The sequence below is a fragment of the Acinetobacter sp. 148 genome (assembly GCF_031196675.1).
Lineage (GTDB): Bacteria > Pseudomonadota > Gammaproteobacteria > Pseudomonadales > Moraxellaceae > Acinetobacter > Acinetobacter baumannii.
Genome location: NZ_JAVIMT010000100.1, coordinates 1 through 26,529, shown reverse-complemented (window position 1 = coordinate 26,529; position 26,529 = coordinate 1). Strand labels below are relative to the sequence as shown.

The 26,529-nt window shown below is 39.4% G+C and carries 28 protein-coding genes; 14 read left to right on the top strand and 14 right to left on the bottom strand.

The genetic code is table 11. The features are described 5' to 3' along the window. The first annotated feature begins 193 nt into the window (after positions 1–193). The 3 genes from RFX69_RS19315 to RFX69_RS19305 all read left to right on the top strand — a co-directional run bounded on the left by RFX69_RS19315 (position 194) and on the right by RFX69_RS19305 (position 2,427). Positions 194–544 (top strand): GFA family protein, encoded by a 351-nt coding sequence (locus RFX69_RS19315; protein WP_289332850.1) that lies wholly within the window; start codon positions 194–196, stop codon positions 542–544. Between the two features lie 19 nt (positions 545–563). Next, a complete protein-coding gene (locus RFX69_RS19310; RefSeq protein WP_272332976.1) occupies positions 564–1,127 on the top strand; it encodes a DUF4256 domain-containing protein in 564 nt (187 codons plus the stop codon). A 136-nt stretch (positions 1,128–1,263) separates the two neighbouring features. Then, entirely contained in the window at positions 1,264–2,427 is a 1,164-nt protein-coding gene (locus tag RFX69_RS19305) for an acyl-CoA dehydrogenase family protein (protein WP_271056420.1), read from the top strand. 31 nt (positions 2,428–2,458) lie between these two features. On the opposite strand, the gene RFX69_RS19300 is transcribed toward RFX69_RS19305, so the two are convergent. Then, positions 2,459–3,058, bottom strand: a complete 600-nt coding sequence (locus RFX69_RS19300) for a TetR/AcrR family transcriptional regulator (RefSeq protein WP_000562198.1) — start codon at positions 3,056–3,058, stop codon at positions 2,459–2,461. Between the two features lie 186 nt (positions 3,059–3,244). Here RFX69_RS19300 and RFX69_RS19295 point away from each other — a divergent pair, with 186 nt between their 5' ends. From RFX69_RS19295 to RFX69_RS19270, 6 genes are read left to right on the top strand one after another with little or no spacing between them, the layout of a single operon-like run. After that, positions 3,245–5,050, top strand: coding sequence for an acyclic terpene utilization AtuA family protein (locus tag RFX69_RS19295; RefSeq protein WP_289332849.1), 1,806 nt, complete (start codon positions 3,245–3,247; stop codon positions 5,048–5,050). A 20-nt stretch (positions 5,051–5,070) separates the two neighbouring features. Further along, complete coding sequence (locus RFX69_RS19290; protein WP_289332848.1) at positions 5,071–5,982, top strand: SDR family oxidoreductase; 912 nt, start codon at positions 5,071–5,073, stop codon at positions 5,980–5,982. 10 nt (positions 5,983–5,992) lie between these two features. Next, a complete protein-coding gene (locus tag RFX69_RS19285; RefSeq protein WP_114190241.1) occupies positions 5,993–7,606 on the top strand; it encodes an acyl-CoA carboxylase subunit beta in 1,614 nt (537 codons plus the stop codon). 42 nt (positions 7,607–7,648) lie between these two features. Next, positions 7,649–8,806 carry an acyl-CoA dehydrogenase family protein gene (locus RFX69_RS19280; protein WP_002068172.1) on the top strand — a complete coding sequence of 386 codons (1,158 nt, stop codon included), beginning with the start codon at positions 7,649–7,651 and terminating at the stop codon, positions 8,804–8,806. A 10-nt stretch (positions 8,807–8,816) separates the two neighbouring features. After that, a complete protein-coding gene (locus tag RFX69_RS19275) occupies positions 8,817–9,653 on the top strand; it encodes an enoyl-CoA hydratase/isomerase family protein (RefSeq protein WP_289332847.1) in 837 nt (278 codons plus the stop codon). 18 nt (positions 9,654–9,671) lie between these two features. Next, entirely contained in the window at positions 9,672–11,612 is a 1,941-nt protein-coding gene (locus RFX69_RS19270; protein ID WP_289332846.1) for an acetyl/propionyl/methylcrotonyl-CoA carboxylase subunit alpha, read from the top strand. 104 nt (positions 11,613–11,716) lie between these two features. Here RFX69_RS19270 and RFX69_RS19265 read toward each other — a convergent pair whose 3' ends face one another. The 5 genes from RFX69_RS19265 to rplM form a co-directional block, all read right to left on the bottom strand. Then, a complete protein-coding gene (locus RFX69_RS19265) occupies positions 11,717–12,373 on the bottom strand; it encodes a hypothetical protein (RefSeq protein ID WP_000863321.1) in 657 nt (218 codons plus the stop codon). A 17-nt stretch (positions 12,374–12,390) separates the two neighbouring features. Beyond that, positions 12,391–12,819, bottom strand: coding sequence for a ClpXP protease specificity-enhancing factor (locus RFX69_RS19260; protein ID WP_000003709.1), 429 nt, complete (start codon positions 12,817–12,819; stop codon positions 12,391–12,393). 6 nt (positions 12,820–12,825) lie between these two features. After that, entirely contained in the window at positions 12,826–13,479 is a 654-nt protein-coding gene (locus tag RFX69_RS19255; RefSeq protein WP_000110146.1) for a glutathione S-transferase N-terminal domain-containing protein, read from the bottom strand. Between the two features lie 170 nt (positions 13,480–13,649). Next, entirely contained in the window at positions 13,650–14,036 is a 387-nt protein-coding gene (gene rpsI, locus RFX69_RS19250; protein ID WP_000224786.1) for a 30S ribosomal protein S9, read from the bottom strand. Positions 14,037–14,048: 12 nt separating this feature from the next. Next, on the bottom strand, positions 14,049–14,477 hold the full coding sequence (gene rplM / locus RFX69_RS19245; protein ID WP_000854895.1) for a 50S ribosomal protein L13: 429 nt from the start codon (positions 14,475–14,477) through the stop codon (positions 14,049–14,051). A 172-nt stretch (positions 14,478–14,649) separates the two neighbouring features. On the opposite strand from rplM, the gene pdxA reads away from it, so the two are divergent. Genes pdxA through RFX69_RS19230 form a run of 3 tightly spaced genes read left to right on the top strand, consistent with a single transcriptional unit; the run spans position 14,650 to position 17,309 of the window. Next, complete coding sequence (gene pdxA, locus RFX69_RS19240) at positions 14,650–15,633, top strand: 4-hydroxythreonine-4-phosphate dehydrogenase PdxA (RefSeq protein WP_086379600.1); 984 nt, start codon at positions 14,650–14,652, stop codon at positions 15,631–15,633. Between the two features lie 23 nt (positions 15,634–15,656). Next, complete coding sequence (gene rsmA / locus RFX69_RS19235) at positions 15,657–16,469, top strand: 16S rRNA (adenine(1518)-N(6)/adenine(1519)-N(6))-dimethyltransferase RsmA (protein WP_000284347.1); 813 nt, start codon at positions 15,657–15,659, stop codon at positions 16,467–16,469. Continuing rightward, positions 16,470–17,309, top strand: a complete 840-nt coding sequence (locus RFX69_RS19230; protein WP_000167242.1) for a symmetrical bis(5'-nucleosyl)-tetraphosphatase — start codon at positions 16,470–16,472, stop codon at positions 17,307–17,309. Between the two features lie 40 nt (positions 17,310–17,349). Here the strand turns inward: RFX69_RS19230 and RFX69_RS19225 are convergent, their stop codons facing one another. From RFX69_RS19225 to hflX, 4 genes are all read right to left on the bottom strand, one after another. Then, positions 17,350–17,793 (bottom strand): DUF2147 domain-containing protein, encoded by a 444-nt coding sequence (locus RFX69_RS19225; protein ID WP_279446890.1) that lies wholly within the window; start codon positions 17,791–17,793, stop codon positions 17,350–17,352. Positions 17,794–17,877: 84 nt separating this feature from the next. Then, complete coding sequence (locus RFX69_RS19220) at positions 17,878–18,552, bottom strand: LrgB family protein (protein WP_000480818.1); 675 nt, start codon at positions 18,550–18,552, stop codon at positions 17,878–17,880. Positions 18,553–18,562: 10 nt separating this feature from the next. Continuing rightward, complete coding sequence (locus RFX69_RS19215) at positions 18,563–18,934, bottom strand: hypothetical protein (RefSeq protein ID WP_030423608.1); 372 nt, start codon at positions 18,932–18,934, stop codon at positions 18,563–18,565. Between the two features lie 42 nt (positions 18,935–18,976). After that, a complete protein-coding gene (gene hflX / locus RFX69_RS19210) occupies positions 18,977–20,311 on the bottom strand; it encodes a ribosome rescue GTPase HflX (protein WP_289332845.1) in 1,335 nt (444 codons plus the stop codon). A 203-nt stretch (positions 20,312–20,514) separates the two neighbouring features. Here hflX and RFX69_RS19205 point away from each other — a divergent pair, with 203 nt between their 5' ends. After that, the gene (locus RFX69_RS19205) at positions 20,515–21,324 is read left to right on the top strand and encodes a 1-acyl-sn-glycerol-3-phosphate acyltransferase (RefSeq protein WP_000195147.1); all 810 of its coding nucleotides are present in this window, start codon (positions 20,515–20,517) and stop codon (positions 21,322–21,324) included. Here the strand turns inward: RFX69_RS19205 and RFX69_RS19200 are convergent, their stop codons facing one another. After that, entirely contained in the window at positions 21,325–22,950 is a 1,626-nt protein-coding gene (locus RFX69_RS19200; RefSeq protein ID WP_000079184.1) for a phospholipase D family protein, read from the bottom strand. Positions 22,951–23,056: 106 nt separating this feature from the next. Between RFX69_RS19200 and RFX69_RS19195 the strand changes: the two genes are divergently transcribed. Beyond that, a complete protein-coding gene (locus tag RFX69_RS19195) occupies positions 23,057–24,067 on the top strand; it encodes a metallophosphoesterase (RefSeq protein WP_289332844.1) in 1,011 nt (336 codons plus the stop codon). Positions 24,068–24,114: 47 nt separating this feature from the next. Here the strand turns inward: RFX69_RS19195 and RFX69_RS19190 are convergent, their stop codons facing one another. The 3 genes from RFX69_RS19190 to RFX69_RS19180 are packed head-to-tail and all read right to left on the bottom strand — an operon-like array spanning position 24,115 to position 26,341. Continuing rightward, a complete protein-coding gene (locus RFX69_RS19190; protein WP_001097560.1) occupies positions 24,115–24,594 on the bottom strand; it encodes an OmpA family protein in 480 nt (159 codons plus the stop codon). Positions 24,595–24,608: 14 nt separating this feature from the next. Beyond that, positions 24,609–25,832, bottom strand: a complete 1,224-nt coding sequence (locus RFX69_RS19185; RefSeq protein ID WP_002014284.1) for a diguanylate cyclase domain-containing protein — start codon at positions 25,830–25,832, stop codon at positions 24,609–24,611. Positions 25,833–25,837: 5 nt separating this feature from the next. Next, positions 25,838–26,341, bottom strand: coding sequence for a YfiR family protein (locus RFX69_RS19180; protein ID WP_001985194.1), 504 nt, complete (start codon positions 26,339–26,341; stop codon positions 25,838–25,840). Positions 26,342–26,529 lie beyond the last annotated feature (188 nt).

The window sequence follows — 26,529 nt, the reverse complement described above, 5'->3', positions numbered from 1 at the left end:
AGCTCATTATTCTAAACACCCTCAACAATAGTTGGGGGTGTTTTTTTATAGCAAGAAATCAATTAATAAAGAATTATTTAAATATAGAACTACAAATCATTTTTGGATGCTAACTCGGTTCTATTAGATTGAAAATTGAACTAAACTGCAGAATATTATAAAACTATAAAAAATTAGAAATAGGAAAAATGAAATGGAATATAAAGGAAGTTGTCATTGTGGTCAGGTAAAGTTTGCCGCGGAAGGTGAGCTAACAGAAGCCTTATCTTGTAATTGTTCTATCTGCCAAAAGAAAGGGTCTTTACTTTGGTTCCTGCCGACTAATCAGGTTACCGTTACTTTAGATTCTCCTGATATTTTAGTGAATTACACTTTTAACAAGCATGTGATTAATCATCATTTCTGTAACAATTGCGGTATTCATCCCTATGCTCAAGGTATAGATGCCCAAGGTAATTCGATCTTTGCGATTAATGTTCGATGTATAGATGATATTGATTTAGAAAAGATAAAAATAAATTATTTTGATGGGCGTTCTGTTTAATAACTATAAGGTTTATTCAATGATGACTAAAAAACAATTAACTTCAAAACAAATAGATATGTTGCTTGAATTATTAAAAAATAGATTTGAAAAGAATATACACCGACATAAAGAAATTGATTGGACGAATGTGCGAGCTAAACTCATTAAGTCTCCAGACAAACTATGGGCATTGCAGGAAATGGAAAATACAGGAGGAGAGCCGGATGTTATTGCTTATGACCAGCAGAAAGATGAATATTTGTTTATAGATTGTTCTGTTGAGTCACCGAAAGGTCGTAGAAGCCTTTGCTATGATCGAGAAGCCTTAGAGTCTAGAAAAGATCATCCTCCTAAAAATAGCGCAATAGACTTAGTCCAAGAAATAGGGGCTGAACTCCTAACAGAAGAGCAATATCACCAATTACAACAGCTCGGGGAGTTTGATCTAAAAACATCAAGCTGGCTTGCTACTCCAGAGGAAATCCGAAAATTAGGAGGAGCTCTTTTTGCGGACCGTCGCTATGGTCGAGTCTTCATCTATCACAATGGAGCCCAGTCATATTATGCAGCTCGTGGTTTTCGCTGCTGTTTAAGGGTATAGGTCTTGCGAATCAACTCGATCGTCTGGATTTGATATTTTATGCCAAGAAAATGGAGATTCTTGCAACTTTTGACGGATAGTAAACATGACAAGATATGTTCTGGAATTAAATAAAAACATCAGGACATTTCTAAAAATGCAGCTCAATCCAATTTACTATAATGAACAACATATAGCTTTTGCCGATAATGTTCGTAGATTTGTACAAAAAGAAATGGCACCTTTCGTTAATGAATGGGATGAGGCTGAGACATTCCCAAGAGAACTTTATAAAAAGGCTGCCGAAATTGGATTACTGAGTCTAGGTTTTGCAGAAGAATATGGTGGTATTCCAGATGCAGATCCATTCTATTCATTACTGGCTGGTATCGAAATGGCAAAGGCGGGTTCAGGTGGGGTGCATATCTCGCTCATGGTCCATACCATTGGCGCCCCTCCCATTCAGCACTTTGGGAGTGAGGAGTTAAAGGCTAGAGTTCTGCCAGGTATTATTTCCGGTGAGAAAATTTCGGCTTTAGCGATTACAGAACCTGGTGGTGGTTCAGATGTTGCTGCATTACAGACTAAAGCTGTCAGAGATGGGGATTATTATATTGTTTCGGGCGAGAAAACATTTATTACATCGGGAATTCGTGCAGACTATTATACAGTTGCAGTGCGTACTGATCCGACAAAAACGGGTGCAGAAGGCATTTCAATGTTACTCATTGATGCACATAGTGAAGGTATTACTAAAACGCCTTTGAAGAAAATGGGATGGTGGGCATCAGATACGGCACATTTGCATTTTGATCAAGTACGAGTACCTGCATCAAATCTACTTGGCAAAGAAAATGCCGGTTTTAAAGTTATTATGAATAACTTTAATATGGAGCGGTTTTTCTTGGGAGTAGTCGCTTATGGGTATGCATTAGTCTGTTATGAAGAAGCTTTAGAGTGGGCACAGCAACGTAAAACTTTTGGTAAGCGATTAATTGATCATCAAGTAGTACGCCATAAATTGGTAGATATGGCAACCCAACTGACCTCAACGAGGGCATTACTTGAAGAAACAGCATGGAAAATGACTCAGCCGAAGTTACAAGGACCTGAGTTGGTGGCGCAAATTTCAATGCTTAAAAATGTTGCGACTCGCACTATGCAATTTTGTGCTGATGCGGCTGTACAAACATTAGGTGGTATGGGCTTTATGCGAGGTACCAAGTCAGAACGTATTTACCGTGAAGTAAAGGTCAATATGATTGGCGGTGGTGCTGAAGAAATTATGAAAGATTTGATTAGTAAACAGCTTGGTTATTAATTCTTATAAGGTGGACTTTGAGCCACCTTTTTTATTTCAAAGCCATTTCCCAAACCATTTCCGTTAACTCATCAATTTTGACTTTACCCTCAGATTTATACCAAGTTACAGTCCATGAAATTGCACCGCCAATTAAGCGTCGCCAAATAAAAGCATCGTGTTTGACTTTACCTTGTGTGCGTAACTTTTCTATAACGTCGAGCCAGATTTGTTCATATTCATTACGCATTTTTAAAAGATAATCTTGCTTTTCTTTTGATAGAGCGAACCATTCGTACACCAACACAGCCATGGCTGCACCAGTATCTCCAGTAATTGAGATCAGTTCGGCTTTAATAAGAGCACGTAATTGTTGTTCTGGGTCTGTAGATTGAGTTACTGCATCATTTAAACGGGCAAGATTATAGATAATGGTCTGTTCCATCACATGAGCGAGGATATCATCTTTACTTTTGAAATGATGAAATAAGCTTCCCGATTGGATTCCAATAAATTGAGCAAGTTCACGAACAGTGGTTTTATCATAGCCTTGCTTATGAAAAAGATAGGCTGCACCATGCAATAAACGGCCACGTGGACTGTCATCAAAGCAGGGGATATATGGAATCTGTTCAATTGAGGTGGCAATCATGTGCTCAGTTTGTTCCTTTATCTAAAAGTCTATAGTGGAAATTTTCACTAAATTTCATCGCATTTCAGATTATTTGCCGAATTTGGAAGATTTGGTCAACATCACAATAACATTTTGCGCTTTACAAACCAAGCGCTTGCTTGGTAATGTTGAGGCTGATTTTTAGACAAAATAATGAGAAATAGAATGGCAAATAATCAGCAGGATGATCATCGAGTCGTAAAAATAGGGTGTGCCTCTGGGTTTTGGGGAGATACCAATACTGCCGCTTTTCAGTTAGTGCATTTGACCGATATTAATTATTTGGTTTTTGATTATTTGTCCGAAATTACCATGTCGATTATGGCAAAAGCGAAGATGGTAGAACCGAAACATGGTTATGCTTTAGATTTTGTCAGCCGAGTCATGGCACCCTTACTAAAAAAAATTGCTGAAAAAAAGATTAAAGTGATTAGTAATGCGGGTGGTGTTAATCCATTGGCTTGTCGGGATGCCTTGCAAAAAATTATTAAAGAGTATGGTCTAGATCTGAAAGTGGCTGTGGTGTTAGGTGATGATCTTTTGCCAAAACATGAGCAGCTAAAATCACAGAATATTCAAGAAATGTTTAGCGGAGAAGCGTTGCCAGAACAGGTGGCAAGCAGTAATGCTTATTTAGGCGCGGTTGCTATTCGTGACGCCTTAGACTTAGGTGCAGATATTGTGATTACGGGTCGTGTAGTTGACTCTGCTGTGGTACTTGCACCCTTACTTCATGAATATCAGTGGCCTTTAGATGACTATGACAAATTGGCGCAAGGTTCGTTGGCAGGTCATGTGATTGAATGTGGAGCCCAATGTACGGGTGGTAATTTTACCGATTGGCAATTGGTACAGGGCTTCGACAATATGGGCTTTCCAGTGGTTGAAGTGAGTGAAGATGGCTCATTTGTTGTAACTAAGCCTCAAGGTACGGGTGGTCTGGTTTCTACTGCTACAGTTGCAGAGCAAATTGTTTATGAAATAGGCAATCCTCAAGCATATTTACTACCCGATGTCATTGCTGATTTCAGCCACGTGCATTTAGAGCAAGTCGGGGAGCACCGAGTTCGTGTGACGGGTGCAAAAGGACAAGCACCAACTACACAATATAAAGTCAGCGCGACTTACCCAGATGGATATCGGGTTTTAGTGAGTTTTCTCATTGCAGGACGTGAGGCACCACAAAAAGCACAAGTCATTGCTGATGCGATTTTGACTAAGTGCGAACGTGTTTTAGCAATGCGCTCAGTGCCGCCATTTAGTGAAAAGTCTGTTGAAATTTTAGGTATTGAAAGTACCTATGGCGACCATGCCAAAACATTAAATAGTCGTGAAGTTGTGGTCAAAATAGCTGTAAAACACATGTTTAAAGAAGCATGTATGTTCTTTGCATCTGAAATTGCACAAGCTTCAACAGGTATGGCTCCAGCCTTGGCAGGAATTGTTGGAGGCCGACCCAAAGCATCTCCAGTGATCAAATTATTTTCATTTTTAATTGATAAAAATCAATTGAATATTGAAATTGATTTTGAAGGCAAACGTTACCTAATTGAGATTCCACAAGGGGTTTCTACAGAGCAATTGCCTACATTGACGGCAGGTGAAAATGCAGTTTATCAAGGAGATGAAATTGAAGTTCCTTTGATTGAAATTGCGCATGCCCGCAGTGGTGATAAAGGCAACCATAGCAATATTGGCGTGATTGCACGTAAAGCAGATTATTTACCATGGATTCGTGCAGCACTAACTGAACAGTCTGTTGCAAGCTATATGCAACATGTCTTGGATGCTGAGAAAGGGCGAGTAATCCGTTATGAGTTACCGGGTTTAAATGCACTGAATTTTATGTTGGAGAATGCCTTAGGCGGTGGTGGTGTTGCCAGCTTACGTATTGATCCGCAAGGTAAAGCTTTTGCCCAACAGTTATTGGATATGCCTGTTAAAGTTCCGGCACATCTTTTAGAAAAATAAAATGAATGGATGAAACAAAGATGAGTTATCAATCAATATTTAGACCAGATGCTTTCGCCAATAAAGTCATTATTGTAACAGGTGGCGGCTCCGGAATTGGACGCTGTACTGCACATGAGCTTGCAGCCCTTGGCGCTCAAGTAGTGATTACAGGACGCAAAATTGAAAAATTAGAGAAAGTAAGCCAAGAAATAATAGAAGATGGTGGTTTAGTTCATTTCATTGTTTGTGATAACCGTGAAGAAGAACAAGTGAAAAATATGATTGCCGAAGTGATTGAGAAATTCGGCAAACTCGATGGTTTGGTAAATAATGCAGGCGGGCAGTTTCCCTCAGCTTTAGAGAATATTTCGGCGAATGGTTTCGATGCAGTCGTGCGTAATAATTTACACGCAACTTTCTATTTAATGCGTGAAGCTTATAACCAATGGATGGTTAAACATGGTGGCAGTATTGTCAATATGACTGCTGATATGTGGGGCGGCATGCCGGGAATGGGACATTCTGGTGCTGCGCGTTCAGGGGTTGATAACTTAACTAAAACAGCATCGGTTGAGTGGGGCAAATCTGGTGTTCGTGTAAATGCGGTTGCACCGGGGTGGATTGTATCATCCGGTATGGATAATTATAGCGGTGATTTTGCCAAAGTAATTATTCCAAGTCTTGCTGGCAATGTACCGTTAAAACGTATGGGAACTGAGTCGGAAGTCTCATCGGCAATTTGTTATTTACTGTCCGATGCTGCGACTTTTGTGTCAGGTGTAACCTTGCGTATTGATGGCGCTGCATCGCAAGGGACACGCATGTACCCACTAGCCGAAGCAACAAATAGTCAGTCTTATAATGGTTTCCATCGCGCGTTTATTCCTGAAATTTTTAAAAAAGATAAGACTGAGAAAGCCGAGCAAAGCAATAATTCAGGCTCGGAGTGAGGAATAAAAAATGACCATTCTTCAATCCGAAATTACTGTTGGTAGTGAACAGTATCAAAAGAATAAAGAGGCACTACTTGCTCAACTGAGTGAAGTCCGTGCAATTCAGCAAAAAAGTATTGATAAATCGTATGCTGCTAAACCGAAATTCGATAAAAAGGGCAAGATTCTGCCGCATGAGCGTGTACGGTTATTGCTCGATGCCGATTCGCCTTTTGTCGAGCTTTGTGGCTTGGTTGGCTACAACATGCATGATGACAAGGATGGCTCCGAAGCTGGTGGTGGTGTAATTGCTGGCATTGGTTTTGTCAGTGGTGTGCGTTGTCTGGTCTCTGCAAGTAATAGCGCGATTAAAGGCGGGACCATGTCACCTATGGGTGTACAGAAAACTTTGCGTTTGCAAAAAATTGCCTTAGAACAAAAACTCCCGCTGATTACGTTGACCGAAAGTGGCGGTGCTAACTTAAATTATGCAGCTGAAGTATTTACCTATGGTGGTATGACTTTTGCCAATCAGGCACGTTTGTCTGCAGCAGGTATTCCACAACTTGCAGTGGTACATGGGAATGCAACGGCAGGAGGAGCTTATCAACCAGGTCTTTCGGATTATGTCATTGTAGTACGCAAACAAACAGAGATGCTTCTTGCAGGTCCACCTTTACTTCTGGCTGCCACGGGTGAAGTCGCCACAGCGGAGGAATTGGGTGGGGCGGAAATGCATGCGCAGGTTGCTGGAACAGCAGAATACTTAGCAGAAAATGATGCCGATGGAATTCGGCTTGCACGTGAAATTTTTGAACACCTCAACTGGAAAGAGCAAATCAAACCAGTTGATGTGACTTATAAAGAGCCTCGTTACGATACCGAGGAACTGTTGTGTGTTATTCCAAGTGATCCTAAACAACCATTTGATATGAAAGAAGTGGTTGCCCGCATTATTGACGATTCAGATTTTCTAGAATTTAAGCAGGAATATGATGATTTAACGGTATGTGGCTGGGCAAAAATTGGTGGTTTGCATATCGGTATTATTACCAATAATGGCCCGATTACGCCTCAAGGAGCAGTGAAAGCAGCGCAGTTTATTCACTTATGTGAACAGACTAACCGCCCGTTATTATTCTTACATAACACTACTGGCTTTATGGTGGGAACCGATGCCGAGCAAAATGGCATTATTAAGCATGGCTCAAAACTGATTCAAGCGGTTGCCAATTGTACTGTACCTAAAATTTCAATCGTTGTGGCAGGGTCATATGGTGCTGGTAACTACGCAATGTGTGGTCGGAGTTTATCGCCAGATTTTATTTTTGCTTGGCCGAACTCGCATGTTGCTGTAATGGGGGCTGCACAGGCCGGAAAGGTACTACGTATTGTTGCTGAAGGGAAACAAAAAGCTTCCGGGCAGGAACCGAATCCGCAAATGCTCGATTTTCTTGAGCAAAGTACTGCGATGAAATTAGAGCAGCAATCTACCGCGCTTTTCAATACGGCCATGCTACATGATGACGGCATTATTGACCCGCGAGATACCCGTAAATTACTTATTTTCCTTTTAGAAACTATTTATGAAGCACAGCAACGCGAACTAAATCCGACGCGTTTTGGTGTGTCTCGTTTTTAATCAATCTTTACCGTAATTAAAAAAATTAATAGGAACAACGCCATGAAATTTACTGCCGAACATGAAGCATTACGTCGCACAGCGCGTCAATTTGTTGAAAATGAACTGAATCCGAATATTCCGGAATGGGAAGAAGCTGGACGTTTCCCGATCCACGAAGTATTTAAAAAGATGGGTGATCTTGGCCTATTGGGGATTTGTAAGCCTGAGGAAAATGGTGGTCTGGCTTTAGATTACTCTTATAACTTAGTTGTGGCTGAAGAAATTGGACGCGCAGCTTGCGGCGGTGTGCCTTTAGCCATTGGTGTACAAACCGATATGGCAACACCTGCTTTGGCGCGTTTTGGTAGCAAAGAATTACGTGATGAGTTTTTAACACCAGCCATTGCTGGAGAATATGTTGCCTCAATTGCGGTATCGGAAGTACATGCTGGTTCGGATGTTGCTGCTATTAAAACAACTGCTAAAAAAGATGGCGATGACTATGTCATTAACGGTAGCAAAATGTGGATTACCAACTCATTGCAGGCTGATTTCTTCTGCCTATTGGCCAACACATCTGACGATAAACCACATGTTAATAAGTCGATGATTATTGTGCCAGCCAAAACTAAAGGGATTAGTTTTTCAGAGCCGTTAAATAAATTAGGGATGCGTTCAACGACCACAGCGCAGGTTTATTTAGACAATGTACGTGTACCTCAGCGTAACTTGGTTGGCGTTGAAGGTATGGGCTTCATGATGCAGATGATGCAATTTCAGGAAGAGCGTTTATGGGCTTGTGCTAATGCGATTGGTGGTTTGGAAAATTTAATTCAAAAGACTATCGCCTATACCAAAGAGCGTACGACATTTGGTCAACCACTCATTAATAACCAATATATCCATTTTCGTTTTGCCGAACTCATGACTGAAGTAGAAGCGCTTAAAGCCTTAACCTACCAAGCGTGTGAACAGCATATTGCGGGTGAAGATGTGACTAAGCTGGCATCTATGGCAAAGCTCAAAGCAGGCCGTTTAAGCCGTGAAGTTGCCGATAGCTGCTTGCAATATTGGGGCGGCAATGGCTTTATGTGGGATAACCCTGCATCCCAGCTATATCGTGATGGTCGTTTAGGCTCTATTGGGGGTGGCGCAGATGAGATTATGTTAGGGATTATCTGTAAGTTGATGGATATCTTGCCAAAAAAACAAAAATAAGGAATCAGCCATGACACTTTCAGCATCGCTTCAAGCTTTAGATATTGATGACAGTATTCAATTAGAACAAGACGGCAGTATTTTATATCTTTGGTTAAACCGACCGGAGAGCCGTAATGCCATGAACTTGAATATGGTCAATGCGATTCAACAAGTTTTTACTGCCATTCGCAATGATCTTTCAATTCGTGCAGTCATCTTTCGTGGTGAAGGTGGGACTTTCTGCGCAGGTGGTGATATTAAAGACATGGCTGCTTTACGCGTTGAAGCAACTAACGTTGGTAGTCTACAACCTTATACTAATTTTAACCGCCGTTTTGGTACCATGCTTGAGCAAGTTGAAGCTGCACCACAGACTGTTGTGGTCATTTTAGAAGGTGCGGTGTTGGGTGGAGGTTTTGGGCTGGCATGTGTTTCTGATGTTGCCATCAGTCGTGATAATGCGCAGTTTGGTTTACCTGAAACTGGGCTTGGTGTGATTCCTGCTCAAATTGCTCCTTTTGTGGTGAAACGTATTGGCCTGACTCAGGCACGCCGACTGGCTTTACTCGGCATGCGTTTTGAAGGGCATACAGCACTAAGTGTCGGTGTGATTCATCAAATTGCACATAATGAAATTGAACTTGAACAAGCTTTACAGGAAACCATTCAACACATTAAACGAGCAGCTCCTCAAGCTTCACGTGTGACTAAAGCACTGTTACATCGAACACTCAATGAACCTTTAAATGAGTTGCTAGATGATGCTGCACAGCAGTTTGCCCAAGCAGTTGATGGTGCTGAAGGACAAGAAGGAACGATGGCTTTTATCCAGAAAAGGTTACCAAATTGGGCCGATGAGTCATAAGAGATAAGGATAAAAATAATGAAATTTTCAAAAGTACTGATTGCCAATCGTGGTGAAATTGCAGTTCGGGTGATGCAAACAGCCAAGGCAATGGGTTACCAAACCGTCGCAGTTTATTCCGATGCAGACCGTAATGCTCGCCATGTGCAAGAGGCTGATGAAGCTGTTTATATTGGTGCTTCAAAAGTATCGGAGTCTTATCTCTCCATCGCTAAAATTATTGAAGCTTGCAAAAAAACAGGGGCGGATGCAGTTCACCCCGGCTATGGTTTTTTGTCAGAAAATACTGATTTTGCTCAGGCGTGTATCGACAACCAGATTACCTTTATTGGGCCTACCGCTTCTGCAATTGAGTTAATGGGCAGTAAACGCCTTTCAAAAATCGCCATGATTGAGGCGGGCGTCCCTTGTGTGCCGGGGTATGAAGGTGACCGACAAGATCTCGAATATTTAGCAACTCAAGCTGAGCAGATTGGCTTTCCAATTATGGTCAAAGCTTCTGCGGGTGGTGGCGGTCGCGGCATGCGTTTGGTACAGCAAGCATCCGAGTTGTTTGAGGCATTACAAACCGCACGTTCAGAAGCTGAAAATGCTTTTGGTTCTGGCGAGCTCATTTTGGAAAAAGCAGTTATTGCTCCGCGTCATGTCGAAATTCAGGTTTTTGGTGATACTCACGGCAATTATGTGTATTTGTTTGAACGTGATTGTTCAATTCAGCGCCGTCATCAAAAAGTAGTTGAAGAAGCTCCATGTCCGGTGATGACGCCTGAACTGCGTCAGAAAATGGGTGAGGCAGCCGTAGCAGCGGCAAAAGCATGTGCTTATGTTGGGGCAGGTACAGTTGAGTTTTTGCTAGATGTATCGGGTGCATTTTACTTTTTGGAGATGAATACCCGTTTGCAGGTAGAACATCCGGTCACTGAGCTTATTACAGGGTTGGATTTAGTTGAATGGCAGTTACGTGTGGCGAATGGTGAGCAGTTACCTTTAAAGCAACAGGAATTGACCTTAAATGGACATGCGATCGAAGTACGTTTGTATGCAGAAGACCCACGTCAGGACTTTTTGCCACAAACAGGAAAAATTTTACGTTGGAAGCCTGCAACCTTGCCAAATGTGCGAATCGATCATGGCATGTTAGCAACTGATGAAGTCAGTCCATTTTACGATCCGATGGTAGCAAAGGTGATTGCCTATGGGAAAACCCGTGAGGATGCAATTCGCTTACTGGCTCGTGCAGTCGATGATAGTGTTTTACTTGGAGTGAATAGTAATAAACAGTTCTTGGTCAATTTACTGCGCCATCCAGTTGTTGTCGCAGGGGATACCAATACAGCATTTATCCAACAGCATTTCCAAAATGATCCGAGCTTACACTATCAAGTTTTATCTTTAGAAATCTTAGCGATTGCTGCGGCACTATTTAGCCAAAGTAAAGGTCCTGCAGTGTGGCAAACTGGGCTTGGTGTGCCATTACCGTTAAAATTACAAACTGCCGATCAGCAAATTCAATTGCAGCTTTCATCTGTAAATAACACATTCACGGTACAGTTCTGTGATCAAGTAGTTTGTATTGATGTGCTTGAGAGAACGCCAGAACAGCTAGTGTATTTAATTGATGGTATACGTCGCCGTGTTCAATATGTATTGGATGATGATCAACTTTATCTAGATCGAGATAATGGCAATGTTCCGATACGCAATATGACTTACGCTGCACCAGAAGCTACCGATGTAGCAGGAGACGGCAAAATTCGAGCACCGATGGATGGGGCTGTGGTGAATATTCTGGTCAATGAAGGCGATCAAGTAGTGAAGGGCCAAACACTATTGATTCTTGAAGCCATGAAAATTCAGCAACAGATTAAATCTGATGTGGATGGTGTAGTCGATGAAATTTTAAGTCAGCAAGGTCAACAAGTGAAAAAACGGCAAATGCTGTTTAGTGTCCAAATTTAAGAGAAGAGCAATTGTGGTTACTGGTAATCATTATTGATTTATAAAGGATGATTATTTAAATCAAAAAAGGGAACATACGTTCCCTTTAATTATAAAAAACAAAATTATACAAGCTGTGTATACATACAATAGAGATAGCCTAAAATAGCTAAAGCAACAAGAGGAGCGATAACTTTTGACCATCCAGGAATAAAAGTTTCGATAGGTTGCTCTTCAACGTGTAAATCTTCATGATGTGGTTGGGCTTGGTGAACCATTTGGTTGAACTCCTTCATTGTTGCATCCAATGATAGCTCTTCTTGTTCAACAGGTTTAGAACCAATGAGCTCTGTTAGATGGTTTGTTGACCAAACCCAATCTTCAGCTTGGCCAGATAAATGTTCAACTTGCCCTAAAATGAGCTCTTTTAAACCACTTTGGCCGAAACCACCAGTCTCATCAAGTTGATTAAGTTCTGTTAACTGTAATGCCAGAATCTCAGAAATACTTTGCTCAAGTTCAGCATTTTTTAAAACTGACTTATTGTGTTTTGACGTAGTTAGATGACGTGCAACTTCTTGAATATACAATGGATCGGCAGTTTTGATTTCATGATAAATTTTATTGTCGTCCTGACGCCATAAGCTGATTAATTTACCAAGCGTCAATATATTCACTTCGTCAATCAGCTTATTTTTCTCATTGGCTGGATATTGATTTAAAAGCTGAGGCTTTTGAATTTTTATTTGCTCAGCAAAGTATTGGACTAAATCAAATGCCATACTTTATTCCTCTAAAATTAATCTAAAATTCTTAATGTTGGCTTTTTCTTGGTTGGTTCAGATGTTTCTTGTGTTTCTGAGTCTAACTTATCTTCTACAGGCGCTACATTGGCATATTCTTCAGGGTCAAAGAATAAACCTTGTCCATTTTCACGTGCATAAATACCTAAAACTGCTTGAATAGGTACGTAAATATCTTTGGAAACGCCGCCAAAACGTGCTGAAAATGTAATCGCATCATTGCTAATGAGTAGTTGATGTACCGCATGAGGCACAATGTTTAAAACAATTTGCCCATCTTTCACAAACTGTTGTGGTACATCAGTGTGTGGTTGTGTTGCATCAACGAGTAAATAAGGTGTGAGTTGATTGTCACAAATCCATTCATAGATTGCACGAGCAAGATAAGGACGTGTAGGGGTTAATTCAATAGTTTGCTCAGACATATCACACTATTCCATATTTAATAGTTCATTGTAACGGGTTTTCTCTTGGGGCGTCATTGATTTAACAAAAGAAGGGCGGCTAAAGATACGTTTACAATACAAAAATATAGGTCGACACTGCTGCTTTGGTAAATCAATTCCCATGCTATTAAGTCTCACAAAAATTGGAGCAAGCATACAGTCCAGGATTGAAAAATTTTCGGACATAAAATAAGGGAAATGCTGAAATAAAGGGGTAAGTGATATTAAGGTGTCACGCAATTCTTTTTGTGCTTTTTGTTTTTGTTCTATATTTAATGTATCTGCATGTCTGAGCATATGATCGGCCAACTTAAACCAATCATTTTCAAGACGCCAAATATATTGGCGTTGCTCTGCACGTGCCATAGGGGCATCGGCATATAGTTTATTCTGACGATATCGGTCATCGAGATACTCAGCAATGATAGGTGCTGAAAATAATTTAAGATTTTGCTCAACCAGCATTGGCAATTGATTATAAGGATTTAGGCTTGCCAGATCTTCATCTTCGTGATCAGTCACGATTAATTGATATTTAATTTGTTTTTCTGCCAATAAAAAACGGATCCAGTGTGAACGGAAATCATCAGCATGGCTGTAAAGGGTAATTCCCTGAATTGAGGTGTTTTCGACCGACATATCACAAGGTATGGTTGTGTGAATCGGTTAGAATACTAAAAATATGCGTGGAAATCACGGTGACAAAGATAGAGTTTCATATATTTATCTGTTTCACTCATCTACAAAATGAATATGCAATAAAAAAGCCTTGGGAAAACCAAGGCTTTTTGTCCGATTCGGTAAACGAATTAACGTTTAGAGAATTGAGGACGTTTACGAGCTTTACGTAAACCAAGTTTCTTACGTTCAACTTCACGAGCATCACGAGTAACGAAACCAGCTTGACGAAGAACAGGTTTTAAAGTTTCGTCAGCAGCGATAAGTGCACGAGTAATACCGTGACGGATCGCACCAGCTTGACCACCGATACCACCACCTTTAACAGTGATGTAAAGGTCATATTTTTCAGTAGCTTCTAAAAGCTCTAAAGGTTGACGAACAACCATACGAGCAGTTTCACGACCGAAATATTGCTCTAAAGTACGGTTGTTAATAACGAGTTTGCCTGTACCAGCTGACAAGAAAACACGTGCAGTTGCGGTCTTACGGCGACCTGTACCATAATTAGTAGCCATGTGCTGTATCCCTTAGATGTCCAAAACTTGTGGCTGTTGAGCAGCGTGTGGATGCTCGCTACCAGCGTACACTTTCATCTTCTTGATCATTGCATAACCAAGAGGACCTTTTGGCAACATGCCTTTAACAGCACGTTCAAAGATTTCTTCAGGTTTGTGAGCAACTAATTTTTCGAAATTAGTTTCTTTTAAACCGCCTGGGAATTCAGTGTGGCGATAGTATTTCTTGTCAAGCGCTTTGTTACCAGTCACTTGAACTTGTTCAGCATTGATAACGATGATGTAGTCACCAGTGTCAACGTGAGGAGTATAAGAAGTTTTGTGCTTACCGCGTAAACGACGTGCAATTTCAGTCGCTAAACGACCAAGAGTTTTACCTGTAGCATCAACAACGAACCAATCGTGTTGTACTTCAGCAGGCTTTGCGCTGAGAGTTTTCATTCAAACACTACCTATTATAGTTGGTTTGAGCTAGACATCGCTCAAACAAAAAGGAGACGAGATTCTAAACGAGTTTGTTGTCAATCACAAGAAAAATCCCATATAAGCTACATAATTTTATCCCTAATCCGATGAATGTAGGATATGTTAAAATAATTCAAATTTTAGAGATGTGTCGGGGGTGATTGTGCTGCCTTTATATGTCACTTCCGGTGAACCTGCCGGTATTGGTCCAGATATTTGTTTGAGTCTGGCAAAACGGGTTGATGAACGTCCTGTTGTGGTTTTGGCTGATCGAAATCTAGTACAACAACGCGCTCAAAAGCTTGGTCTAGACATTAAATTTTTAGAGTATAGCGGACAAGCTGAATCGTCTTTGCAAGGCGAGCTTTATATAGAACATGTACCCCTAGAAACTATAGTCGTTGATGGACAGCTTAATGCTGCTAATGCCGCTTATGTATTAGAGCAATTACGTCGCTCAGCTGATTATGCTATGTCTGGTAAGAGCGTCGGTGTAACCACTGCTCCTGTTCAAAAGTCGGTGATTAATGATGCAGGGATTTTATTTAGTGGACATACTGAATATTATCAAGAATTTGCAGGCGTAGAGCGTGTTGTTATGATGCTGGCAACAAAAACGTTGCGGGTGGCTCTGGCGACCACTCATTTACCATTAAGAGATGTCGCGGATGCAATTACCAAAGAACGCTTGCATCAAGTGATTGATATTTTACTTCACGACTTAAAGACCAAGTTTAAAATTAATGATCCTCGAGTCTTAGTATGTGGGTTAAATCCTCATGCAGGCGAAGATGGTTATTTGGGACGTGAAGAGATTGATACGATCAATCCGGTACTTGAGAGCTACCGGTCACAGGGAGTTAAATTAAGTTTAAGTTTGCCAGCTGATACTTTATTTACGCCTGAACATCTTAAAAATGCTGACGCTGTTCTTGCGATGTACCATGATCAAGGCTTACCTGTGTTAAAATCACAGGGTTTTGGTGAAGCAATCAATATCACATTGGGCTTACCATTTATTCGAACTTCGGTCGATCATGGTACTGCTCTGTCTTTAGCTGGGACAGGATTGGCAAAAAGCTCAAGTTTAAATGTCGCTGTCGATTTAGCTTTATCCTTGGCAGCGAGTTAAATTTTTCATGTTGGAAATGTTCTATGTATCAAATTAATGCCCTAAACCCGAAAGATGAAGGGCATAAAGCTCGTAAACGTTTTGGTCAAAACTTCTTACATGATCAACGAGTCATTGCCAAAATTGTACGCTCAGTCAATCCGCGTACGGGTGATAATATCGTTGAAATTGGTCCAGGTTTAGCTGCTTTAACTTCTCCTTTAATTGGAGAATGTGATGCATTAACTGTAGTTGAATTAGACCGTGATTTAGCTGCCGGCTTACCTGAACGCGTGCCACATCCAGAACGTTTAACTATCGTAGAAGCTGATGCATTAAAATATGATTTTAGTCAGCTTGTAAAAGATGGGCGTCCATTACGCGTTGTCGGCAATTTGCCTTATAACATTTCTACACCATTACTTTTTCATCTCTTGGAATTTGGTAGCCAAGTTAAAGACATGCACTTCATGTTGCAAAAAGAAGTGGTAGAACGTATTACTGCTGAACCGAATACAAAAGAATATGGCCGTTTATCAGTCATGATCCAATATTATTGTCAGCCTACCTTTTTATTTGAAGTTCCAGCAGGCGCATTTAACCCGCCACCAAAAGTGACAAGTGCAGTATTTCGCTTGGTTCCTTACGAACAAAAGCCAATTACGGCGAAAGATGAAAAAGCTTTAGCTCGCTTGGTTGCCCACGTCTTTACTCAGCGCCGTAAAACGCTAAGAAACAGTCTTAAAGGTATGTTAGCAGAAGATGGTTTCGAGAAAGCAGGAGTCGACCCAATGGCTCGTCCAGAAACTTTAACTCTTGCAGAGTTTGTGGCTTTGGCAGATCAAATGGTGGCATAAATGACTAAGCGCTATAACTATGTAATTGGAGATGTGCAAGGTTGTTTTGAGGCACTCAAAGCGCTATTAAAAGAAATACGTTTTGACCCTGATCAAGATTTTATCTGGTTTGCTGGTGACTTGGTTGCACGTGGTGAAAACTCTGTAGGTGCTCTACGTTTTATTAAAAAACTAGCTGATCGAGGGGCTGCTGCTACCGTATTAGGTAATCATGATTTAACCCTGATTGCCGGTGCTCGTGGTCTTAAGGAAATTAAAGAAAAAGATCGCACGCAGGATGTTATTGACGCCGTGGATGGTGATGATCTTATCGATTGGTTACGTAAACAGCCGTTATGTTTATTTCCAAATGAACAAACAATACTGACGCACGCAGGTGTACCTTGTATTTGGGATGCACAAAAAACTGCTGCATTGGCAAAAGAAGTTGAGGCTGTATTGGCGCATGATGATTTATCTGTGCTAGATGCATTTTTAGCTGAAATGTATGGTTCAAAACCCGATCTTTGGACAGATGATTTGACAGGTAATGAACGTTTACGCTGTATTACCAATTACTTAACTCGTATGCGTTTAACTAATGCAGAAGGGGTGCTGGAGTTTAGTTTTAAAGATACTTTAGATGCACCAATGCCAGAAGGTTATTTACCGTGGTTTGAATTTCCAAGTAAGGCTGCACAAACCCATCAAATATTTTTTGGACATTGGGCTGCTCTAGAGGGTAGAACTATTAGTGAGCACATCCAAAATGTTGATGGCGGTTGTGTATGGGGTAAAAACTTAATTGCTTATCGTCTTGAAGATCAACAAGCTTTTTCTGTGAGTAACCCTGTTATGTAATAAAAAAGCCGCCGAAGCGGCTTTTTTATTTTTAAGATATTTATTCTAGGCGAATCCAGATCTGATTACGGCCTAAAGCAGATACCCCAAGGTAACCGCGCATATGTAGACGTTTACCGTTTGCACTGAGTTTTGCTTTTAATCCGTAAACTTTACCCGTATTTGGGTCTAGAATTTTTCCACCTATATAGGTTGAATTATCAGTTTGCTTGAGCCCGGTTGCGATATCTAAGCCTAAAATAGGCTTATTGGTATAAGGTGCAGGGCAGTTATCACAAATTTCTTTTGGTGTATAACCTGGACGCGGTGTAATTTTTACGATTTTACCTGCATAAGTACCATTTGCCTCTTTCCGTATTTCTACATGTGCTTTAGGTGTACCTGTTTTATCGTCAATCGTTTGCCAAAGACCTGTAATATCAGCTGCAAAAGTAGCTGTATTTATTCCCACTAGGAGCAAAGCTCCAACAAAAAATTTCCCCATAATCAAAAAATCCTTTTAGATTTGAAAGGTCCATCTTATTTGTAATTAATAACGGGTTCAATGTTTATTTAAACTACTTTTTAATCAGTGTATTCCAAAAGATAACATAAAGGTTGGTAGCCAAATAGCAGTAAATACACCATTTAATGCCATGCCAAATGCCGCATAACGACCTGCTACAGGTCCACGTTGCCAAGCCTGAGCAGTTCCAATTGCATGTGCAGCTAAGCCTAGAGCTAAACCTGAAGCTCTTTCATCGTGTATATGCTTAAGTAAAAATGGTGAAAATGCTGCACCAATAACTCCGGATAAAATCACAATGAGAGTGACTAATGTCTCTGGAGCATGTAATAAGGTCGCGATGTTTAAAGCAATTGGGGTGGTTACTGCACGTGTAGCAAAAGCCAAAATAGTCGGCTCAGACATATGCAATAGGTAAGCAAGGCCCATTGGTAAAGCAACGGCACTAATGCTGGCAAAGCATAAAATACCAATCACCGATTTAAGAGGTAAATCGTCATAACGCATTGCAGCCAAAGGTATAGCTAAAGCAACCGTGACATATCCTAATAAATGGCTGAATAAATCATTTACGTAAAGTCGATATTCTTCATAGGGAACTTTCAAGATTGACAATAGCCCAATGACAATGAACATGCCGAAAACTAAAAGAGGAACTTGAGGAAAGCGGCGGTTTAATGGTTTTGCACAAAGGTAGCCAACTAAAGTGATCAAAAATCCATAAAGAATCATAAACATTTTATTCTCCTTATAACCAATGTTTTGCCATTTTTGCATAGACCCACAAGGGTATAAGGGTGCTCACTACCAAAACAAAAAGAAATAACGGAATTTCTTTACCCATATGTACCAGCATAATTAAGGAGCCTGCACAAATAGGTAAAAAAGCAAAACCACTTTCTTTCATGACTTTATTATTAGTATCGACAAGTCTTAACGGGATTTTCTTAAATTTACGCCAAATCAGTAAAACGATAAGTAAACTAATTAAACCTACCAGATTGCCTAACTCTGGATGACCAAAAGCACGCATAACGATGACTGAGCCTTCGCGAAAACCGATAATAAGTAGTAAGGTTCCTACCCATGCTGCCCAGTCTATACTTTTGATCTTATCCATATTTTTTATCTCTAAAAGTTTACTTATCAAGTTTTAACTGATCTAGTGCTTGATTTCAAACTCTTCCAGCGGTCTTTTAAACTGACTTGCGCGTTCACCTAATATCTCATCTATAGGGAGTTTGGCTTGGCGAATTAACTGCTCAAGCTTATGAGGTGCAATTCGTATATCAATATGTAATAGCCCTTCATCGTCATAATGCTCAGATTGAATGACATTTAAAGCATAAAGTTGAGTACGCAATTTGCCATAAGCATGTTTAAGTACCAATGAGAAGTGTTGAAGTTGTCCCATTAGACATTCTTGTACGGCTTGACGAAGTAAATCTAGACCTAAACCTGAATGTGCAGATACATAAACACGATCTGGAACATGAGGCTCTGAATAAATAATTTTCGCTTCTTCGCCACTCAAATCAATTTTGTTATAAACACGAAGTACGGGTGCATCCGCTCCAATTTCCTTCAATACACCTTCAACGGCTTCAATCTGGTCAAGCATGTCATGGCTACTGCTATCGATGACATGTAAAAGCAGGGTAGCTTCAAGCGTTTCTTCTAAAGTTGCTTTAAATGATTCGACCAAATCATGTTGTAAGTTTCGTACGAACCCTACAGTATCTGCTAGGACCACCGTACCAATTCCATCCCATTCTAGACGACGTAAGGTTGGATCAAGTGTTGCAAATAGTTGGTCGGCTGCATACACATCGCTTTTTGCTAAAATATTAAATAAGGTTGATTTACCCGCGTTGGTATAACCGACTAATGAAACAGTTGGGATCGAAGCTTTTTGTCTTGCAGCTCGTCCTTGCATACGGGTTTGATGGACTTTCTCTAACTTATCTTTTAACTGGGTAATACGAACACGAATGAGACGACGGTCTGTTTCGAGTTGTGATTCACCAGGACCGCGTAAACCAATACCACCTTTTTGTTGTTCAAAATCAGCAGACCAACCACGGATTAAACGGGTTGATAAATGTTTTAACTGAGCAAGTTCAACTTGTAATTTACCTTCATGGGTCCGCGCGCGCTGGGCAAAAATATCTAAGATGAGACCGGTGCGGTCAATAACGCGGCATTTTAAAATCTTTTCTAAATTACGCTCTTGGGCAGGGGTTAATGCATGATCAAAAATAACAAGACTTGCTTCTAAGTCCTGAACTTGTTCTGCAATCTCGTCAACTTTACCTGAACCAATAAAAAACTTAGGGTCCGGTTTATTACGTTGAACTTTAATGTGCTCAAGAATATCTGCACCAGCTGACTGTGCAAGTAGAGCAAATTCTTCGGCATCCAGATCATCTAATAATTGTACAGACACACTCACTAATAGTGTGCGTTCACCGCCTTGATGCCGATCAACATATTCCACGTGGCTATAAATCCTGAATAAGGTAAAACTTTATTCTAGAGGAAACTTGGACAAAAGGGGAAAGGGTTTACTCTTATTCTTTAGATTAACTACAGCGCATTTTATTTTTATTTGTGTCTATCACACAGCGATGCAAGTTTATTCCGAAACGTATAGAATGGCTCGAGATGGGTATAACAATGATTGATCGTTAGTGAAATTTTATGACTCAAACGCAAAGTATAGTGAATTCAACGTTAAAGAAATTTTCAAAAATAGGTTTATACGGAAAAAAAGTTACTTCAGCGACTGCGGCAATCAGTGAAGGTTTTTACTTAGTTTATCGTCATGGACTTTATAAAGATCCAAATAACCCTGTTAACACTCGATATGTTCAATATTTCTGTCGTCGTTTATGCCAAGTGTTTAATCTTGAAGTTCAAGTACATGGCACAATCCCCAGAGAGCCCGCTTTATGGGTGAGTAACCATATTTCTTGGCTTGATATCGCCGTTTTAGGTTCAGGTGCACGTGTCTTCTTCTTAGCTAAAGCCGAGATAGAAAAGTGGCCTATTCTTGGCAATTTGGCGAAAGGTGGGGGCACCTTATTTATTAAACGTGGATCAGGTGACTCCATTAAAATTCGAGAGCAAATTACCGAATTTTTAAAACAAAATATTCCAGTTTTATTTTTCCCTGAAGCGACTACTACAGATGGCCATTCTGTTAAGCGGGTTCATGGTCGTTTACTCGGAGCTGCTATCGAAGCTCAGCGTCCGGTACAGGTATGTTTAATCTGTTACGTAAACCGTCATGGTGAGTTAGATACCGTTGCACCATTTATTGGTGAGATGTCATTCGTTGAGCATATTCAACGTGTGCTAGAAATGCCGAAAGTAACAGCTCATTTACTTACACTTCCTCCTATTTCGGTAGAAGGCCATGATGTAAAAAGTTTGACTCAAGAAGTGCAAGAAAAAATGGTTGAAGGATTGGCTCAATTACATAAAAAAGTACTTAAGCCAAAAAGTTAATTACATAAAACCTTCGAGTGGCAGCCATGATAGTAGTTTCATGCCTGCCTTTTGCCACCATTTCATTTCTGGTTCTTTTTTATAAATTACAGGGCCTTTTGGAGTTTCCTGTTGCCAGTAAATATGATTGTTTGGGTCGAGCTTTAATTTATAAGCATATTTGTTTAAGTTTTCATCCATCGTATGGTGAATTGTTTTGGCCAGTGATGGACTATCTAAAATTACGCCAATTTCAGTATTTAAATACGCCGAACGTGGATCAAAGTTGAATGAACCGATAAAAACCTGTTCATCTAATGCCATAAGTTTGGTGTGTAAACTTGAGCGGCTTAAACCTTTCATGTTTACTTTTGCTTTGGTTGCCAGCTCATCCGTATTTTTATTTAAATCGCGTTTATCTGGAGTTGGTAAAAACTCATACAGTTGAACGCCGTTTTTCAAAAGTTCTTTACGATATTTTCCATAAAACGCATGAACAACAGCTACGTCATTTGCTTTGAATGAGTTTGTTAAAACTCGAACTTCTACACCTTCTTTAGCAAGCGTACTTAAAATTTTAGCGCCTTGCTTTTCTGGAATAAAATAAGCCGAAATCAGGTCGACATTGCTTTCTGGTTTCTCCAAATGGTTAATCAATTGGAAATTTAAATGTTCTTCTTTTTTCGCTTTTGATCTAATTTTATCAGGTGAGTCTTTCACAACCTCTGCTTTAACCCAATCAAATTTAATATTACGGTCTAACCATTTATCAAAAGCATGTGATCTAGAGGTTAAGTCAAGGAAGTTCTGAACTGTGGCTTGTTGATAATGAGCATCAAGTTGTTGTTTTAAGCTTTCATAGCGCAAACGGTGTTGTTGAGCACTGACGATACTTTGGACTGAATATGCATATTCATGATTCCAGTAGTCATCAAAAGAATTCACGATATCATCAACGGCAGCACCAACCAACATGACATCGACGTCAGAAAATTGATAACTGTCGCTGACGTTGTAATACTGATTTGTCATATTGCGCCCACCAATAAGCGCAACCTGATTATCAGCAATAAAGCTCTTGTTATGCATACGACGATTGATACGTTTTAAGTCTAAAATCATATCCATCGCGCGATATTTGCGGAAACGGTAGGGGTTAAATAATTTAACTTCAATATTTTTATGTTGAGAAAGCGCGAGTAACACGCCTTCCATCTTTTTAGCATTATTATCGTCAATTAATAAACGTACTTTAACACCACGATCAGCAGCACGAATAATTGCATGTAAAGCTAAGGCACCGACTTTATCGTTATCCCAAATATAGTACTGTAAATCTAAAGTCTTTTCGGCTTTATCAATCAGCCTTAAGCGAGCCGCGAGTGCTTCTAAGGGATCATTTAAAAGATGATAACCCGTTAAATTCGGATTTTTTTCACGTAAAGGCGTAATAATTTTTGAAAGAGAAGTTTGAGATGTATCGATATCTCGTGCGTACTGGATTGGTTCAGGGCTATGTTTGGGTAATGTGCTACAACCTGTCAAAGCCACAGCGAAACTTGAACATACGACTATAGAAGCTTTAATCAAAAAGCCTTTAGCCAGTTGATGAGTTTGAAGCTGTTTGGAATGAAAGGATTGTGCCATAATCAATACATACGATAAGGTGAGCTAGAGTATAATTCGTGCATATTGAAAGATAAATATTGAATTTGATTACTAGCAATCAATATAAGATAAGTCGAGAATCGTAATGTGGAACCCAAATTCAATCATCTTTTGTTTTTACCTTATTTTTTCAATACTTGCTCTCTGGGGAATTATTGAAGCCTGGGTTCATCAATCACGTACTGAAACGATTCATCCATTTAAAGCTTTTGTTCACTTACTTGCTTTTTATCTATCTTATCTTCTTATTCCACTTTGGTTCTTTAATTTATATGCCGGTTGGATAGGTTATTACTCAATTCATGAAACCATTTTTATCTTTTTATTAAGCGGTATTCTCATTTACGCACGTTTTATAGAGCCACATATGGTACGTGTCGATGTTCACCAATATCGTTTAAACCCAGATCACCGTTTTGCTAAACCTGTAAAAGTCGCTTTAATTGCAGACTTACATATAGGCCTATTCTCTGGGCATGAACGTCAACTCAAAATCATTGTGAAAAAGCTTAATGAACAACAGCCAGACTTAGTAGTTGTGGCAGGAGACTGGACTTATGAGCCAGAAGATAAGCTAGTACAGGAACTGAGTGTACTTAAAGATATTAAAGCTCCAGTTTATTCAGTTCCAGGGAACCATGACGAGCAATATCCGGGTCCGCCTATTCAACAGTTATTAAAAGATGCACTTCACTACAATGATGTAATGGATATCGAAGGAGAAATTGTTGAGTTTGATGAGTTTCGTTTAATCGGGATTGGTGACTTATGGGCAGGGAAAACCGATATGCGTTCAATGCCAGACTTACCTCAAGATAAACCATGGTTAATTCTTTCCCATAACCCTGATACGGTAGATATGGTCCCTAAATTACCTAACCGCCCTTTAATGTTGTCAGGTCATACACATGGAGGGCAGGTCGAACTTCCGTGGGTAACCAACTATATTATGAAAAAAGTATCAATTTTAGGCCATAAACGTGGTTTCTATTCGCATGAACACGCTGATGTATTTGTTACCGTAGGAACAGGTATGGTTGGAATACCATTAAGATTTCGTGTACCGCCTACTATTGATATTATTGAACTTGTATAAAACAAAAAAGCCAATCACAAAGGATTGGCTTTTTTATAATGAGAAATTTAAGGAATAATTACGATAGCAACACGACGATTAATTGCCCGATTTTCATTGGTTGTATTCGGTACATACGGTTGAGTTGAACCACGTCCAATAACGTAAATATTTTCCTTTTTAAAACCGTGAGTCAAGAAGAGGTTCGCAACACTTTGTGCACGTTCTTCAGATAACTTTTGGTTGTATTCAGGATTACCTACATCGTCAGTGTGACCAACGATTTTTAATTTATTCAAATCATATTTATTTAATTGATTTGCTAAACGTGTAAGCTCTGCTTCATGACTTTGTTTTAATGTTGCGTCATTAAAATCAAATAATAAGCGTTCCGGTAAACCTAGAGTCCAGCCTTCATTAGTAAGTACAAATCCCTCTTTTTTTAGCATTTTTACTTGACGATATTTCAATGGACCAAAACTCAAGCAGCCTGCAAGCGCAATGCACAGCAATGCAATAAAGGAGAGTTTCAAAGATCTTGTATTCATAAATTAGCCTAAATTTAATTCTCTGGTTTATAAATAAACCAATGTTGCTCAGAAGTCTTAGCCTTATACATCGCTTGATCTGCTTGCATAATAAAATCTTCTGGACTAGACGCAAATTGGGATAAAGCAATCCCTACACTAAAACTGAAATAAATCGTTTGATCATTTAGATGCAAAGGTTCTTTACAGCTTTCGAGTAAATTTTCAGCAATAGATATTAAATGATCGGCATGCGTAATGGAATGCAAAATAACCGCAAATTCATCACCGCCTAAACGGGCAATAAAATCTTGATGACGTAAACGCGTTTGTAACCTTTTCGCCATCTCTTTTAAAACTTCATCACCAGCTAAATGCCCGAACTGATCATTAATTGATTTGAAGTTATTGTTATCTATAAACAATAAGGCTGACTTATTATCAAAATCCTTATCTTCAAACATATCTAATAATATTTGATAAAAATAATGTCTATTCGGTAATAGAGTCAGCTGGTCATGATGAGCTTGAAACGATAATTTACGATTTTCCTTTTGCAGCTGATTATCCCAAATCTGAATTTCTTCAAGTAACTCATTAAAAACTGTATTTAGATCTTGAAACTCTTTAATTCGGTTATAAGGAAAACGAAGGTTATAAGCTTTTTGTTCACTCACGATTTGAGCAATATTGGTGAGTGGATAAATCGCTTGCATAATTTGACGATAAGTCAAATTCACTGACCACCACAATGCACAAACAATAAATAGCATCGCAATAGCAAGGCCGACCATAATCATCTTTAAAAATTGCAATATTTTTTCAGAGCTACCAAAAAGGGTGAGTTCACCTACATTCTGTTGATGATGATAAATCGTTAAATGTACTGGCTCATTTAAAAACCAGTGATCAAACCATTTCTCTAACACCGAAGTTTGACTCGACAATTTAAAACTTTGAGCAATCAGGTGATGTTCAGAGTCATAAATATGAATCGCTCGAATAGAGTGATCATTTGTGTATTCATTTAAGATTTGTTCGATCGTGATCTTATCGTTAAACACAACGGCAGGCTGAATACGCTCAAGAAGAGTATGGCTAAGTAATTGCAAATTTTGTTTTGCATAAGTTTCCATCGTAAAAACGGAAATTGATACAAATGTAAAAGAGCAAATAAAAAAAGTTATAGCAAAAATCGTAAATTGAGACTTTCTAAAAAGTGCATGTAGCGAAGTGGATTGATACAACTTAGATATCATAATCCTTACTCCGCGTTCTTAGCCAAGAGTAAAACCCTTGGATCAATATGGACCTTGGAATGGCTTAATGCATCTAAGTTAACTTTAAAAGTGGTGTAATTATTTTGATTATATAAACAAAAGATACTACCAACTTCACATTCTGGATTATTAATACTTAAAGAAAGCAAAGAACGATATGGATAATTCTGAATTAAGTTTTGTTGCTGCTGAGGTGGTGTAGTAGAGAAATAAACAGCCTGGCAATGAGATTTAGAAAAATCTTTAGCATTAACGGTTTGTACACGATAATTATAAGATAATTGTTGAATATAAGACTGGAAGGTAGAAGTAATTGATGCATTATCAATTACGCAAAGAGTAGGCGTGCTTACATTCTCCCATTTGCTATAACTTAAAATAGATAAAGTGAGCACATAAAAGTTATGTTTTGAATTGGCATAAGCAGGCCCACTCGTAGCAAACACTACAAGTATGCAAAATAATACTTTCTTAGCGGAGTGCCACATGGTGAGTTAATGCCAAATCAATTGCACGAATAATCTATTCTACATGAAGTTGAATAACTAAAAAAAGTTTAATATCTCATCTAATATCTAGTAAAAAGCCTAAAAAACGACCGCTTGACATGAATTGCTAGAAAAAGGGGTTGCAAAGGGAATGAGATGGTCTATAATGCACATCCATCGGCGGTGTT